14 protein-coding genes and 1 tRNA gene are annotated in these 14,465 nt (G+C 67.6%); 4 read left to right on the top strand and 11 right to left on the bottom strand.

Going from position 1 to position 14,465, the window contains the following annotated elements:
- The first annotated feature begins 55 nt into the window (after positions 1-55).
- Complete coding sequence (gene pstB / locus AAHA49_RS14260; RefSeq protein ID WP_009380421.1) at positions 56-835, top strand: phosphate ABC transporter ATP-binding protein PstB; 780 nt, start codon at positions 56-58, stop codon at positions 833-835.
- 386 nt (positions 836-1,221) lie between these two features.
- Positions 1,222-1,680, top strand: coding sequence for a DUF4383 domain-containing protein (locus AAHA49_RS14255; protein ID WP_342038748.1), 459 nt, complete (start codon positions 1,222-1,224; stop codon positions 1,678-1,680).
- Positions 1,681-1,924: 244 nt separating this feature from the next.
- Here the strand turns inward: AAHA49_RS14255 and AAHA49_RS14250 are convergent, their stop codons facing one another.
- The 10 genes from AAHA49_RS14250 to AAHA49_RS14205 form a co-directional block, all read right to left on the bottom strand.
- Complete coding sequence (locus AAHA49_RS14250; RefSeq protein ID WP_009380418.1) at positions 1,925-2,938, bottom strand: inorganic phosphate transporter; 1,014 nt, start codon at positions 2,936-2,938, stop codon at positions 1,925-1,927.
- Between the two features lie 3 nt (positions 2,939-2,941).
- Complete coding sequence (locus AAHA49_RS14245; protein WP_009380415.1) at positions 2,942-3,562, bottom strand: DUF47 family protein; 621 nt, start codon at positions 3,560-3,562, stop codon at positions 2,942-2,944.
- Positions 3,563-3,992: 430 nt separating this feature from the next.
- Positions 3,993-4,580: a hypothetical protein gene (locus tag AAHA49_RS14240; protein WP_040342348.1), complete on the bottom strand. Its 588-nt coding sequence runs from the start codon at positions 4,578-4,580 to the stop codon at positions 3,993-3,995.
- Between the two features lie 101 nt (positions 4,581-4,681).
- The gene (locus tag AAHA49_RS14235; RefSeq protein ID WP_009380412.1) at positions 4,682-5,707 is read right to left on the bottom strand and encodes an Ldh family oxidoreductase; all 1,026 of its coding nucleotides are present in this window, start codon (positions 5,705-5,707) and stop codon (positions 4,682-4,684) included.
- Complete coding sequence (locus tag AAHA49_RS14230; RefSeq protein ID WP_009380410.1) at positions 5,704-6,843, bottom strand: GntR family transcriptional regulator; 1,140 nt, start codon at positions 6,841-6,843, stop codon at positions 5,704-5,706. Before AAHA49_RS14230 ends, AAHA49_RS14235 begins: the two co-directional genes overlap by 4 nt.
- 13 nt (positions 6,844-6,856) lie before the next feature.
- Positions 6,857-8,017, bottom strand: coding sequence for a fumarylacetoacetate hydrolase family protein (locus AAHA49_RS14225; protein ID WP_009380407.1), 1,161 nt, complete (start codon positions 8,015-8,017; stop codon positions 6,857-6,859).
- On the bottom strand, positions 8,014-9,378 hold the full coding sequence (locus AAHA49_RS14220; RefSeq protein ID WP_131247924.1) for an enolase C-terminal domain-like protein: 1,365 nt from the start codon (positions 9,376-9,378) through the stop codon (positions 8,014-8,016). The genes AAHA49_RS14225 and AAHA49_RS14220 overlap by 4 nt, the downstream gene beginning before the upstream one ends.
- An 85-nt stretch (positions 9,379-9,463) precedes the next feature.
- Positions 9,464-10,747 (bottom strand): TRAP transporter large permease, encoded by a 1,284-nt coding sequence (locus AAHA49_RS14215; RefSeq protein ID WP_342038747.1) that lies wholly within the window; start codon positions 10,745-10,747, stop codon positions 9,464-9,466.
- A gap of 1 nt (position 10,748) precedes the next feature.
- The gene (locus AAHA49_RS14210) at positions 10,749-11,381 is read right to left on the bottom strand and encodes a TRAP transporter small permease (protein ID WP_009380401.1); all 633 of its coding nucleotides are present in this window, start codon (positions 11,379-11,381) and stop codon (positions 10,749-10,751) included.
- Positions 11,378-12,430, bottom strand: a complete 1,053-nt coding sequence (locus tag AAHA49_RS14205; RefSeq protein ID WP_009380400.1) for a DctP family TRAP transporter solute-binding subunit — start codon at positions 12,428-12,430, stop codon at positions 11,378-11,380. Before AAHA49_RS14205 ends, AAHA49_RS14210 begins: the two co-directional genes overlap by 4 nt.
- A 307-nt stretch (positions 12,431-12,737) precedes the next feature.
- Here AAHA49_RS14205 and AAHA49_RS14200 point away from each other — a divergent pair, with 307 nt between their 5' ends.
- Entirely contained in the window at positions 12,738-13,676 is a 939-nt protein-coding gene (locus AAHA49_RS14200) for a hypothetical protein (protein ID WP_342038746.1), read from the top strand.
- Between the two features lie 214 nt (positions 13,677-13,890).
- A tRNA-Lys gene (locus tag AAHA49_RS14195) sits at positions 13,891-13,966 on the top strand.
- Positions 13,967-14,111: 145 nt separating this feature from the next.
- Here the strand turns inward: AAHA49_RS14195 and AAHA49_RS14190 are convergent.
- Positions 14,112-14,465: hypothetical protein (locus AAHA49_RS14190; RefSeq protein ID WP_342038745.1), on the bottom strand; the 354-nt coding region annotated here is incomplete at its 5' end.

Raw genomic sequence — 14,465 nt, 5'->3', positions numbered from 1 at the left:
CCCTCCTCCTCCACGCTTCCGCACCTCTGACGCCTCGACAAGACAAGGACACACCATGTCAAAGCAGATCGACATCAAAGACCTCGACATCTACTACGGCGACTTCCAGGCCGTCGACGATGTCTCCATGCACATCAAGCCGCGGTCGGTGACCGCGTTCATCGGCCCCTCCGGCTGCGGCAAGTCGACGGTGCTGCGCACCCTCAACCGCATGCACGAGGTCATCCCGGGCGCGAGCGTGCGCGGCGAGGTCCTCATGGACGGCAACAACATCTACGGCGCCGGCGTCGACCCGGTCAACGTCCGCCGCGAGGTGGGCATGGTCTTCCAGCGCGCCAACCCGTTCCCGACGATGAGCATCAAGGAGAACGTGCTCGCCGGTGTGCGCCTCAACAACAGGCGCCTGTCGAAGTCCGAGGCCGACGACCTCACCGAGCGCGCGCTCAAGGGCGCGAACCTGTGGAACGAGGTCAAGGACCGTCTCAACCTGCCCGGTTCGGGACTGTCGGGCGGACAGCAGCAGCGTCTGTGCATCGCCCGCGCTATCGCCGTCGAGCCCGAGGTGCTCCTCATGGACGAGCCGTGCTCGGCGCTCGACCCGATCTCGACGCTCGCGATCGAGGACCTCATCAACGACCTCAAGGACAAGTACACAGTCGTCATCGTCACCCACAACATGCAGCAGGCCGCGCGCGTGTCCGACAAGACCGCGTTCTTCAACATCGCCGGCACCGGCAAGCCCGGCAAGCTCATCGAGTTCAACGACACCTCGACGATCTTCTCCAACCCGGACAAGGAAGAGACCGAGAACTACATCTCCGGCCGCTTCGGGTGATCGAACGCCGCTTGGGGTGAGGGACCTTCCGTCCTCGCCTGAGCAAGCAGAGCGCCGGACCGGGCTTCGTGCCCGGTCCGGCGTTTCGCGTCCGCTGGGTGCGCCCATCCCGCTTGTGTGGAGGATCCGTCGCGATATCCGCCGCCAGATCGAGGCGGATCCTCCACCTACCAGCCGGTAGTCAGGCCTCAGGTGCCTATGGCGGACCCTGAGTGCGGCAACCAGGGCCTTGGGGGTCCTGCACTTGGCCCTGCTCGGCCCACCGCCGCCGGACCCCACCCGGCCCAGCCGCGGTCACTTCATCAGATGTCCATCCCATCCGCACGACGGTCGGCTCCGAACACACGACATCAGAAGTTTCAGCGTCGAAGCCGAAAGGGATCGTCATGACCACGTCGCACGCCTCGGCCTCTGCCGCCGCTCACTCGACACGCAGCGCCGTGCAGATCGTCGCAGCCATCTTCGGTGCGGTGTTCCTGCTCGTCGGGATCCTCGGATTCGTCCCCGGCATCACACAGAACACCGACACCCTCATGTTCGCCGGGCACCATTCGGAAGCCGCTCTCCTCGGCATCTTCCAGGTCTCGGTGCTCCACAACATCGTCCACCTGCTCTTCGGCGTCGTCGGCCTCGCCGCGCTCCGATCGCGCGGCCTCGCGAAGGGCTACCTCGTCGTCGGCGGCATCGTCTACGCAGTGCTGTGGATCTACGGCCTCATCGTTCCGATGGACTCGATGGGCAACTTCGTCCCGCTCAACTCCGCCGACAATTGGCTGCACTTCGCCCTGTCCATCGCCATGATCGGCACCGGAGTGCTCCTCGGCCGCAGGGCCAAGGCCGACTGACCCCTTCCCCGGCATCCCCAATCCCGCCGAGGCGGCTCCCGGTTCCCCCTAGAACGCCGGGTTCCACCTCGGCGGGCGCCTGCCCAGGGGTCATCACCTCATCGAGACCGCCACTTAGCGTCGAGACCGCAGCCTCTAAGAGGCCGTCTCGGCGCTAAGTGGCGGTCTCGGTGGATTGAGGCGGGCGTGAGCAGCGAGTCAACGCGCGCCTGGCTACGCGCCGCAGGCGCCCACTGCCCCGCGCTCACCGTCCAGCGGCGATGACTATGACGCCGATCGTCACGGCGAGCAGCGCTGCCGCCGGGATCGTCAGCAGCCAGCCGGCGAACATCGGGATGAAGTAGCGTGCCCGCGGGTGCCCCTGCCGCCCGGCGTACTGGGTGCCGAGGATCGCCGAGCCCAGCACGAAGGTCAGCGACACGGGCACGCGCATGATCAGTGCCGCGGCGTACATGAGCACCGAGGCGGTCGCATCGGCCGCCGCCGACTTCACCGGGTCGAGTCTGGCCATCCGCACCGAGAGCGTGCGCACGACCCGCCAGCCGCTCAGCCCCGTGCCGAGCGCAAGGGCCAGCGCGATGGTGATGCGCACGGGCCAGGAGATCTCGACGACGGCGAGCTCGCTGTGGGGCATGGTGTCGACGGCGAGGATCGCGACCATCACGAGGGCCGCGGTCTTCTGTGCGTCCTGGATTCCGTGGACGAGGGAGAGCGAAGCGGTGAGCACCGAGTCGACCATCCGGGCACCGCGGAAGAGCGGCTTCGACGGGGTCGAGGCGAAGATCTTCGACAGCAGCAGTGTCAGCCCCCACGCGAGGAAGAAGCCGAGCACCGGTGAGATGAGCAGAGGCAGGATCACGGAGTCGAAGAACTCGAGGCTGTCGAAGGTGAAGCCGAGGATCAGCCCCGCCCCGAGCAGACCTCCGATGAGACAGTGCGTCGAGGACACCGGCAGGGCGAGGAAATAGGTGAACAGGCTCCAGATCGTCGCCGAGACGAAGGCGATGAGGATGCAGGTGAGGATGATGTCCGTCGACATCCCGGAGAACCGGATGATCTGGTTGGCGACGACGATGGCGATGCCTTCGCCGAGCAGCGCGCCGATGAAGTTGAAGACGACGGCGAGCCCGAGCGCCCACTTGGGGCTGAGTGCGCGGCCGACCACCGCGTTGCCGATCGTCAGAGCCGCATCATGGAAGCCGTTGGACCCGGCGAAGATCACCGCAGCCACGATGACTCCGGCCATGAGCAGCTCCACGGATCATGACTCCTTGATCGCGATCGAGGCCACGGCCTTGCCGAGCTCGGTGAAGCCGCGGGCGGCGCGGACGAAGGCCTGCCCGAGCTGCGAGACCGCCGCCATGTAGGTCAGCCCCCGCTTCGCATTGGGCACGGCGTCGGACATCCGCCACTGCAGGGTCTCCACCTGGTGGGTGAGTCGGTTGATCGAGTCGACGAAGTCCCACTGGTCGACCTTGCCCGGCAGCTTCGTCACCATCCGCGAGGTGTGGTCGGTCTGGTTCGACAGGACCGCGAGGGTCTCGAGGACGCCCGAGGGCAGAGTGTCGAAGGCCTCCGAGGCGAGCACGTAGCCGACGCCGTGGAGTCGGTGGCAGATCTCGCGCATGTGATGGCAGAGGAGGTAGAGGTCGTAGCGGTCGAAGGGGGTGATGTAGTTCTCCCGCAGCGCCCGCAGGACCGCGCCCATGTCCTCATCGGCCCGGTCGCCGATCTCGCGCAGTTTGTCGGCGACTTCACGGCGCTGGCCGACATCGACGCCGGAGAGTTCGGCGAGGACGAGGTTGCATTGGCGCATCTGACCGACGAGATCGGCCATCCGCTCGTAGAAGACAGTGTCCTGCGGTACACGTCGGAGCCGCATGCGTATCCTCCTGCCGGGACCCGGACACCGCCGGACGCGTGCCGATATTTCTCTGTCGACGTTGAGAACCGGACGCTGAACCGAGAGCGCCTCTCGGCGATAGGCCGCTCGAAGCGGCTGAGGTTGGAGCCCGGGGCTTCAGCGATCCAACGTCCGGTGGCCACGAGGGCCGTCTTCCACGATACCGCTTCCTCCCCGTGCGTCCACCCCGCGCCGACCTGGGAAAGCTTGAAAAATCTCACAGTCCGCGACGTATGGTCTCGTGCCCGGGCAAGAGTCCCTGCCAGGGGCGATGCCCTCGCCGAGGTGGGGGCCGGTCAATGCGGCAGCTTGCCTTCGCGTCGGTCAGGTCCGTCGCTGAGGTTGGACGCGGACGATGCCCTCGCCGAGGTGGGGAACGGTCAGTGCGGTCGGTTCGGTATCCGTCGAGTCAGTCGAGCCCGCCGTGGCGGCGGGACATCGCCGCGTCGCCGAGGTCCTTCGAGAGCTGGCGCAGCCGCGTGCGGGTCTCCGGGTCATCGGCTCCTGCCGCGCAGATGCCGACGAACGCGGCAGCGCGCAGGAGGGCGATGACGACGTCTCCGCGGAAGGCGCCGACGAGGATCTCGTCGATCGCGCGGGCCACCTCGTCGGGTCCGGCAGGGATCTCGACGCCGGCGAGGATCTCCTCGAGCCCGATGCCGTCGGTGGTCCGGCGCAGGCCGAGGTCGAAGAGGTCGGAGACCTCACGCGGGGCGGTGACGATCCACTCGCGCAGCGCGTAGAGACGCCAGAGTGCGCCGGGGGCTGAGACCGCGGGAGCGGCCGACCACATCTCGGCGATGACCTCGAGGCCGATCTCATCGGCGAGTTCGACGAAGCGCCTGGTCGCGGCCTCGTCGCGGTTGCCACGGCAGTCGCCGAGGAGGAGCGCCGCCGTCGCGTGCGAGGTCTCCGAACGCGTGACAGGGTCGCTCGGGTCGCTCACGGCGTCGAGGTCGGCGAGGGGCACAGGGCGGTGGAACGGGCGCTCATTCATCGTGCGTGCAGTCTAGTCCCCGAGCCTGGACACCGGTAGGGCACACGCATCCGCCGTCGCCGCGTCCGCACTCGCCGCGTCCGCCCTCACCGCATGAACCCTCACCGAGGCGGCTCGAGGTCGAGGCGTGCGGCGAGCGCGAGCAGCGCCTCGGCGGTGGAGTCGTCGAGGTCGAGCGTCACGGCGTTGCCGGCTTCCGTCTCATGCTCGATCTCTCCCGGCAGTCGCACGTTCTCACCGGAGCCTCGGATCGCGCCGCCGAGCGCGCTCACCTTCGCCTCGGCGGCGCTGCGGCCGTTGAACGCTGCGGAGTCGATCGCGATGAGCATGTGCCCGTTGTTCATCTCCGAGGCCGGGTTATCCCAGATGTCCTGCGTCTCGTGGGCAAAGGTCGCCGAGGTGAGGCCCCCGGCGAACGCTTCGAGGAGCACCGCGAGCCCCGAGCCCTTATGGCCGCCGAACGCGAGCAGAGAGCCCGCCGCGGCCGCCTCGGCGTCGGTCGTCTCGCGTCCCTCGCGGTCGACGGCCCACCCTGCCGGGATCGGACGACCCGCGTTGCGGGCGGCGATGACCTTGCCGAATGCCCCCGCCGAGGTGGCCATGTCGACCGTGAGAGGCGTGCCCTCGGTGCTCGGCGCGGTCAGGGTCAGCGGGTTGGTGCCGATGACCTTCTCACTGCCGCCGTGGACGGCGACGGTGGGTCCGGTCGTCGAGGTGAGGAACGCGAAGAGTCCGGCGGCGGCGAGCTGGTCGGTCCAGAACGCTCCGGCGCCGTAGTGGCTCGAGTTCTCCACCGCGATCGCGCTCACCCCGTGTTCTCGGGTTCGCTCGAGCGCCCAGTCGACGGCGACCTGCATGACGACCTGCCCGAGGCCGCTGCCGCCGTCGAGCACCGCCGTGGCCCCGCCGTCACGGACCAGGGCGATCTCCGGCACCGAGGCGATGCCACCGGTTTCGAGGGCGCGGACATAGAGCGGCAGACGGAGGAGACCGTGGGAGGCGATGCCGCGCTGGTCGGCTTGGACGAGCGAGTAGGCCGTGAGAGCGGCATCGTCCTCAGGCACTCCGCTCGCGGCGAGGGCGGCGAGGGCGAACTCACGGAGGGAGTCGACGGAGAACTCGCTCATCCTGCCTGCTCCCGCGTGTCGGTCGTCTCAGTCGTGCCCCTGCCGTCCTCGGCGCCTGCACCACCCCGAACGCCTTCGGCATCCCGCGCAGCCGCGCTGCCTTGCCCATCTGCACCACCCTGAACGACATCCTCGGCGTGCCCGTTCCTGCCCTCGGACGCGAGCGTTATGCTCCCGGCGTCGGGGATCCCGGGCATGCTGCCGAGAACCGACGCATACGTGTCGGCAAGGTCGCGCCTCACCTCCGACGAGCCGTCAGCGTCGCCGGCCGAAGCCCCCTTGCCTCCTCCCGCGCCGTTGCTCCCCTCACCCGCGGCACCGCTGCCGACACCGTCGCTCGTGCTCGCGGAGAACCGGCTGAGTGCGCGGAGGATGTGTTCGCGCATCGCCGCCTCGGCGGCATCGGGATCGCACGCGGCGATCGCCGCAGCGATCTCGGCGTGCTCGTGGGAGGTGTCGGTGCCGTGGGGGTCGCCCGGGTAGAGGCGGAAGAGATGGAGGTGCGGGTGCATCTGCCGGTACGCGTCGATGAGGAAGCTGTTGCCGGTCGCCTCGAGGATGAGCAGATGGAAGCGGGTGTCGTGTTGGAAGAGCTCGTGCTTCCAGTCGGACGACCCAGCCTGTTCCGCACGGTACCCCGCAGTCCCAGCAGTCCCAGCAGCCCCCGCAGCCCCCGCAGTCCCCGCAGTCTCTGCAGTCCCCGCCGCATCTGCGCCGCCGCCACCGGGTCGCCCCGAGAATGCGTCGATCTCGGCCAGCAGCGCCCGGCCGGGATTCGATGCCCGATCGACGGCGGCCATGCGTGCTGCCCACGGTTCGAGCAGGAGCCTGACCTCGATCATCATCTCGAGATCGCGCTTCGTCAGCAGCGGGGTCGTCGCGTATCCGCGCGGCTGCCGGGTGCGCACGAGTTTGTCCCCCTCGAGCCGCTGCATCGCCTCCCGCACCGGTGTCTGCGACACCCCGAGCTCACGGGCCATCCGGTCGATGGTGATCCGCTCCCCCGGCGGCACCGTGCCGTCGAGGATCATCGCTTTGATCCTCGCGTAGACGGTCGGGTCGGTCTCGCTCGGCATTCCGTCTCCCTTCGCGCGTTTCGCGACGGCTCGCGCCAGGCCGCCCTCGATGGTCTCCACTGTGCCCACGAGACTACCGCTGTCCTGCTCCGATATCGGCGAAGAGGGTACGGATTCCGTAGTCCCAGGCCGGCAGGTCCTCACTTCGGCCCACCGTGTTCCTCAGTGCTCCCAGATGGTCGTTGGCGATCATCACGACATCGCCGAGGTGGTGGGTGAATCCGAGTCCGGCCGCATCCCGGTCCTCGGTCGGGGCGAAGAGGGTGCCGGTGAAGAGGACGAAGCCGTCCGGGTACTGATGGTGGCGACCGTGGGCCGCGGAGACGAGGTCCTCGAAGCCTCGGCTGAGCGATCCGACCGAGTTGACGCCGGTGAGCTTGCAGCCGTCGTCACCGGTGACGGTGAGTCTGAGCTCGAGGCTCCTCGCGTCCTCGAGCCCGAATGTCTCGTCGAAGAGCCTGATGAGCGGCCCGATCGCCGTCGACCGGTTGTTGTCCTTCGCCATGCCGAGCAGCAGCGCGCTGCGTCCCTCGATGTCGCGGAGATTGACGTCGTTGCCCATCGTCACCCCGTGGATCGTCCCCGTGGAGTCGACGACGAGGACGAGTTCGGGTTCGGGATTGCTCCACTGCGAGAACGCGGGAATGCCGACGGCGTCCCCGGATCCCACGGCCGAGAGGACTGGGCCTTTCGTGAAGACCTCGGGGTCGGGCCCGATGCCGACTTCGAGGTACTGCGACCACCACCCCTTGGCGATGAGGGCCTCTTTGAGGCGAGCCGCCTCGGCGGATCCGGGCACGATCGCGGTGAGGTCGGCGGTGACCGCCTCGGCGAGTTCCGCACGAACGGACTGCGCTCTGGCCGGGTCGCCGTCGCAGCGCTCCTCGATGAGGCGTTCGACCATCGAACCGGCGAAGGTCACTCCGCACGCCTTGATGACCTGGAGGTCGATCGGGGCGAGGAGGACGGGTGCGTCCGCAGATCCAGGCGCCGCCGCGGCGGGGGTGGAGACATCGTCGACCGCCCAGTCCGCAGGCCGGGTCCTCACCTCGTCCAGGCGCCGAGGCAGGTCCGGGGTTTCGAGGATCCCTGAGACCGTGGGGTCGATGTCGGAGACGTCGTGGACGGCGTTCCCGGTGACGAGGACGGGAACAGGAGCCCGGCGTCCGGGGACGCGGAGGCGGCCGAGGAAGGTTCCGGTCGCCTCGGCGGGGAGGAGGTCGCGAATGCTCATGCGTGTCCGTCCTTGTCAGCCGAATCAACGGTGGAGGAGCCGACGGCGGCCCGGTCGCCGGTGCGGACCCAGCCGGGGCCGGTCGGGTACGTCCATTCGGCAACGGATTCCGCGACCATCTCCGCGCTCGTGCCCGGTGCGGTCGGTGCCTGGTAGCGGCCGTCGACGACGGAGACCGGAGCGACGAAGTGCTCGTGGAGGTGGTCGACGAACTCGATGACGCGGCCGTCCTCGGTGCCGGAGAGGCGGGCGAAGTCGAAGAACGAGTAGTGCTGGACGAGTTCGCACAGTCCGACTCCCCCGGCGTGCGGGCACACGGGGATGCCGAACTTCCTCGCAAGCAGGAGGATCGCGAGGTTCTCGTTGACGCCGGCGACGCGGGTCGAGTCGAGCTGGAGGATGTCGATCGCCTCGGCTTGGAGGAGCTGTTTGAACATGATCCGGTTGTGCACGGCCTCACCGGTGGCGACCTTGACGGGGGCGACGCCGCGGCGGATCTCCGCATGCCCGAGGATCTCGTCGGTGCTCGTGGGCTCCTCGATCCAGTAGGGGTCGAATTCGGCGAGCGCGTTGACCCAGTCGATCGCCTCGCCGGTCTCCCACTTCTGGTTCGCGTCGATGGCGATGCGGACATCGGGGCCCACGGCCTCGCGGGCGAGCGCAAGCCTGCGCCGATCGTCCTCGAGGCTGCCGCCGACCTTGAGCTTGATCTGCGTGAACCCCTCGGCGACGGCCTCCTTCGCCAGCCGCACGAGCTTCTCGTCGTCGTAGCCGAGCCAGCCGGGCGAGGTCGTGTACGCGGGGAAGCCGGTGGCCTCGAGGGCGGCGATGCGCTCGGCGAGACCCGCTTCTCCCGCGCGGAGGATCTCAAGCGCCTCCTCTTCGGTCAGGGCGTTGCGGATGTGGGTGAAGTCGATCGCGGCGACGAGGTCCTCGGCGGGCAGTTCGGCGAGGTATCTCCACAGCGGTTTGCCCGCACGCCGGGCCGCCATGTCCCACAGGGCACTGACGAGGGCGCCCGCGGCCATCTGCGTCACCCCCTTCTCGGGTCCGAGCCAGCGCAGCTGCGAATCGTGGACGAGCAGCGCCGAGGCGGCTCCGAGGTCGGAGAGGAGATCGTCGAGTTCGCGGCCGATGAGCAGGGCCGCGTACGACTCGACCGCGGCGACGATGAGTTCGTTGCCGCGTCCGGCGGTGAACACGAGCCCATGACCCACCTCGGCGGCATCGCCCTCACCGGCACGGATGGTGACGTAGGCGGCCGAGTAGTCGGGGTCGACATTGACGGCATCGGAGCCGTCGAGCTCGAGCGAGGTGGGGAATCGGACGTCGGTGGCGCTGATGTCGGTGATGAGAGGCACGGGATCGCGGTCTTTCTGTGCGGCGGGGAGACGGACGGGTCGAAGAGTCGGACGGCCACGGGTTGGGCATCGCTCAGGGGAACCCTCACACGGGGTAGCCCAGGAGCGAGGGCAGCCACAGGCTGAGGAACGGGACGACGGAGATGAGGACGAGGGTGGCGAGCATCGGGACGAAGAACGGCAGGGTGCCCTTGATCACCGTCGTCACCGGGTACTTCGTCACCGAGGAGAGGACGAAGAGGACGAGGCCCACGGGTGGGGTGAGCAGGCCGATGAGGAGGTTGAAGATGATCATGATGCCGAAGTGGACGGGGCTGAGTCCGAACACCTCGGCGACGGGGAGGAGGACGGGGACGAGGATGAGGATCGCCGAGGTGGGTTCGAGGACGCAGCCGATGATGAGGAGGAGGACGTTGACGAGGATGAGGAAGACGATGGGGCGGTCGGTGATGGACAGGAGCACATCGGCGGCGAGCTGCGGTGCCTGCTCACGGGCGAGGACCCAGCCGAAGAGGGCGGCGCCGGCGACGATGATGAGGACGCCGCCGGTCGTCTCGACCGCGGTGACGAGGGCGTGCCGGACCTTCGGCCACGTGAAGTTGCCGTAGACGATCGCGAGGATGCCGATGTAGGCCACACCCACGGCACTCGCCTCGGTGGGGGTGAAGACTCCGGAGAGGATGCCGCCGAGGATGACGACGGCGGCGCCGACCGGGGGCAGAGCGCGAAGCCCCGACCGGACGCGTTCGCCGAGGCCGGCCTTGGGCAGGCGCAGGTCCTCGCGTTTCCGGGTGAGGAACCAGCACATGACGCTGAGCGTGACGACGAGGAGGACGGCGGGGACGATGCCGGCGACGAAGAGGGCGCCGACGGACACGCCTGCGGTCACGGCGTAGATGATCGCCGGGATCGACGGCGGCATCATCGGGGCGATGAGCGAGGAGGCACCGGTGACGCCGAGGGAGAAGCCGACGGGGTAGCCGCGGCGGATCATCGCGGGCACCTGGATGCGTCCCATGGCCGCGGCATCGGAGATCGCCGCACCCGAGACCCAGGAGAAGCCGAAGCTCGTGAGGATGTTGACGTAGCCGAGCGATCCGCGCACGTGGCCGATGGCGGCGACCGCGGCGTCGTAGAGGCGGTCGGTGGCACCGGAGATGTTGGCGAGGTTGCCGAGCAGGATGAACATCGGCACCGCGAGGATCGCGAAGTCGAAGACCCCGGAGGTGGCCTGCTGGACGGCGAGCGCCGGGCTCGATGAGGGATCGAAGGCGATGTAGATGATCGAGGGCACGAGGAGGGCGATGCCGACGGGCACGCGCAGGGCCAGGAGGATGAGGAGCGCTAGGAGCATGAGGAGGAGGGTCATGTCACAGTCCTTCCAGCTGGGCTGCGGTGTCGACGGTGTCGGGGTTCTCCTCGGGGTATCTCGCGATCATGATCATCTCGATGATCGTGTGGATGAAGATGAGGATGAAGCCGACGGTCGCTGCGAGGTAGAGCAGGGCGGTGGGCAGCCCGGAGGCGGGCATCGCGATCGCTGCCACGATGTCGACCATCATGATCCCGGCGACGGCCATGAACGCGGAGACGGCGAGGACGACGAGGCGGGCGAAGGTCCCGATCACCCGGCCCACCCGGGGCGGGACGACGGTGGCGATGAGGTCGACGGTGATGTGCGAGCGGCGGGAGCTGACGAAGGCCGCGGCGATGAAGGTCAGCCACACGAGGGTGAGGCGGGCGACCTCCTCGGTCCACGACAGGGGCGAGTCGAAGACGTAGCGGGTGACGACCTGGAGGAGGACGAGGACGAAGACGCCGACCATGAGCAGGATGCCGATCGTGCGTTCGAGGCCGATCGCCCAGCGGTAGAGGGTGCTGCGCCTCTCGAACGAGTCCTGCTCGAAGGCCAGGGTCGCCTCGGCGTCGGCGATGCTGGCGACGGAGGTGGGGTCGGGGTTCGAGCGGTTCGGGTCGGCGGGGGCTGGGTCGGTGGGGTTCATCGGTTCTCCTCCCCCGCCTCGGCGCGGGCGTCTTCGAGGGATTTCTTCACGGCGAGGTAGGTGTCACCCCAGGTCACCCGGTTGGGCAGTTCCTTCGCGACGAGGTCGCGGAAGGCGTCGATGTCGACGTCGTCGACGACGGTGATCTCGCCGGTCTTCTTCCAGTCGGCGAGGATCTCCTTCTCCTGTTTGACGGTGCACTCCTCGACGCGGACGCGGGCGTCGTCGATGGCCTGGGTGAGGATGTCGCGCTTGGCAGGGTCCATGCTGTCGAGCAGGCGCTGATTGCCGACGAGGTAGACGCCCTGGACGATGTGCTCGGTGATGCTGATGTAGTCCTGGACCTCGTAGAACTTCGCCGAGGCGATCGTCGGGATCGGGTTCTCCTGGGCGTCGATCGTGTTCTGCTGGAGGCCGAGGTAGACCTCGCTCAGGGCCATCGGGGTGGCGGTGGCGCCCATGATGTCGAGCGTCGTGAGGTAGAGGGGTGCGTCGGGTGTGCGGATCTTCAGTCCGTTGAGGTCGGCGGGGGTGCGCACGGGTTTGTTGGCGGTGACCTGGCGGGCACCGTAGTAGAAGTTGCTGACGACGCGGAGGTCGGTCTCGGCGGCCATGCGGTCGAAGACCCCGGTCATGATGTCACCGGTCGTCGCGGCTTGGAGTTCGGCGGCATCGGCGGCGAGGTAGGCGCCGTCGAGGACGGCGGCTTCGGGATACCAGGCGCCGAGGAAGGAGGGGCCGCTGTTGACGAAGTCGAGGGCACCGGTGGCGACCTGTTCGACCATCTCGGCTTCGCTGCCGATCTGCGCGGCGGGGTAGATGAGGACGTTGAAGCCCTTGGCTGCGAGCTCTTCCTTCATCGGTTCGAGGCCGCACGAGTTCACGGGGTGGCTGGCTTCGTAGACGTTGCCGAAGCGCAGAGTGATGGCGTTGGGGTCGACCGCCTCGGTGGCGGCGCGGTCGACGTCGACGGGTTGGAACATCGCACAGCCGGTGAGCGTGAGCGCGGACAGGCCGGCTCCGATCATGGCGGTCAGACGCTTCTTCATGGATTCCCCTCAGACCGCCCCACCGCGGTGTGGGGCGTCACGACGTTGTGACAAGCTGATGGGCGGGACACCCAGGAGCCGGAATGTATAGCTTTTGCCAGAATCATATAGTTTAGATGTAACGGACACAACCCTCGGGGTGCGGGCGAGACCAGACCTGATCCCGCTCTGGCCTCGACCCGGTCTCGATGTTCGGTCAGCAAATGCTCGGCTGCTTGTACGAAAATCACAGCGTGCCCTACTAAAATGATCTCGGATCCGGGCTGAAGAATCGGCCCGTGAAGACAGTGAACGAGGAGGAGCTCCCGTGGCGAAGCAGACAATGGTGCAGAAGGGTCTCGGCAAGGCGACGAAGCTTGCGATCAACGACGATGGGTCCTTGAACCCGCGTGCGCAGTCGGCGCTGTCCAAGCTGCTGTCGGTGCAGCGGCCCGTCGTGCTGGCCTATGTGCGTTCGCTGCGCAGGCGGAATCCGGATGCCACCCCTGAGGAGCTCGTCGCGATCATCCGCAAGCGCTATCTAGCACTTGCGACGACCGGTGGTGCCGCTGTGGGTGCGACGGCTGCGGTGCCCGGCATCGGGACGATGGCTGCGCTCGGTGTGGCGACGGCTGAGACGGCCGGGTTCCTCGAGCTCACGGCGCTGTTCGCGCAGGCGATCTCGGAGATCCACGGTCTGCCGGTCAACGATCCGGCGCGGGCGAATGCGCTGGTGCTCGGGCTCATGCTCGGACAGGACGGGAAGAACCTCGTCCAGCGGTTCGGGAAGAAGTCCGTGGGGCCGGAGGCGCTCCTCGGCGATTGGGGTGCGACCCTGACGAAGCAGCTGCCGGCGCCGGTCGTCGACCTGCTGCTGCGGAAGCTGCGGAAGACGTTCATCCGGAAGTTCGCTGCGAAGGCCGGCGGATCGCTGTTCGGTCGTCTGCTGCCGTTCGGCATCGGCGCGGTCATCGGCGGTGTCGTCAATGCGCAGATGTCGCGCAAGGTCGCCAACGAGTCTAAGACCGCGTTCGGTGCAGCGCCGACGGTCTTCCCGCTCGAGACCGACCCGCAGTATGTGGCACCGAAGAGCGACAACAAGCTGCTGGGAACACTGCAGCACGTTGCCGCGCTGGCGCGGAAGAAGGACAAGGACTCCGTCGACGGCGAGGTCGTCGACGAGGGCGTCGAGCACGATGCGACGAAGTACGATTCGGACTCGTCGGTCTCGGATTCGACGAAGCCGTCGAAGGAGATCGGTCGCTGAGGTTTCGCAGGCGGCGGTGAGTGCGCGGTGGTGACCGCGGTCGCCGCTGACGCCGTTGCCGGATCGAGAGGGTGTCCCGCGAACTGCGTGGGGCACCCTCTCGGACTGCGAGGGGCACCCTTTCGGGTTTGAGCGAACGCCTGGTCTGGCCCTAGTATTGGGGAGTCTCCAACAGCAGCTTCCGGGCGCACGCCCATGCCGATCTGTTGGGACCGGGCCTCTAGCTCAGTTGGTAGAGCAGCGGACTTTTAATCCGCGGGTCGTGGGTTCGATCCCCACGGGGCCCACCATAGGAATAAGCGCCTCACCAGGAAAAACTCTGGTGGGGCGCTCTCGTTCATAGACTGCGTTCGCTGTGGAGACTTACTGGAATGTCACACAGGCCTGCTTGCATTCACCGAAGAGGCGTGGTCGCCCCAAGGCTGGATTGTCGCTCTACTTCAGGTACTCCGAAGCCATCTTCCGATAGACCTGCTCGAGCACTGCAAGAGAGCGTCGGGCGAGCCGCCCCTGCAATTCCGATCGGTACTCGTCAATGCCCCGATTCTGGTCATCTTTCTTACTGAGTGGGATCACATCGGCAGACACCCAAGACCACTCATGGGTCACCATGGGGAACACAATTGGGAACTGAAACCCGCCTGTGTTGAGCTGGAGAGCGTCGGCCCACTGGTGGTGAACCCGGTTCCTCGCGAAGCGGATTCCTGGCTCATCGTAATTGAGAGTGTAGAACCGGTCTGAAGCCACCGGACTCGAGCAGACACCTCGCGATGTAATGCGTGAGGTTGC

The sequence above is a fragment of the Brevibacterium ammoniilyticum genome, assembly GCF_038429965.1.
Lineage (GTDB): Bacteria > Actinomycetota > Actinomycetes > Actinomycetales > Brevibacteriaceae > Brevibacterium > Brevibacterium ammoniilyticum.
Note: the sequence above shows the minus strand (reverse complement) of the source record. Positions and strands in the feature narration are given on the sequence as shown.

Bases quoted from the DNA above. Each gene is read 5' to 3' on its own strand.
- pstB (WP_009380421.1), top strand. From the start codon at position 56: ATGTCAAAGCAGATCGACATCAAAGACCTCGACATCTACTACGGCGAC.
- AAHA49_RS14255 (WP_342038748.1), top strand. From the start codon at position 1,222: ATGACCACGTCGCACGCCTCGGCCTCTGCCGCCGCTCACTCGACACGC.
- AAHA49_RS14245 (WP_009380415.1), bottom strand. From the start codon at position 3,562: ATGCGGCTCCGACGTGTACCGCAGGACACTGTCTTCTACGAGCGGATG.
- AAHA49_RS14240 (WP_040342348.1), bottom strand. From the start codon at position 4,580: ATGAATGAGCGCCCGTTCCACCGCCCTGTGCCCCTCGCCGACCTCGAC.
- AAHA49_RS14235 (WP_009380412.1), bottom strand. From the start codon at position 5,707: ATGAGCGAGTTCTCCGTCGACTCCCTCCGTGAGTTCGCCCTCGCCGCC.
- AAHA49_RS14225 (WP_009380407.1), bottom strand. From the start codon at position 8,017: ATGAGCATTCGCGACCTCCTCCCCGCCGAGGCGACCGGAACCTTCCTC.
- AAHA49_RS14215 (WP_342038747.1), bottom strand. From the start codon at position 10,747: ATGACCCTCCTCCTCATGCTCCTAGCGCTCCTCATCCTCCTGGCCCTG.
- AAHA49_RS14210 (WP_009380401.1), bottom strand. From the start codon at position 11,381: ATGAACCCCACCGACCCAGCCCCCGCCGACCCGAACCGCTCGAACCCC.
- AAHA49_RS14205 (WP_009380400.1), bottom strand. From the start codon at position 12,430: ATGAAGAAGCGTCTGACCGCCATGATCGGAGCCGGCCTGTCCGCGCTC.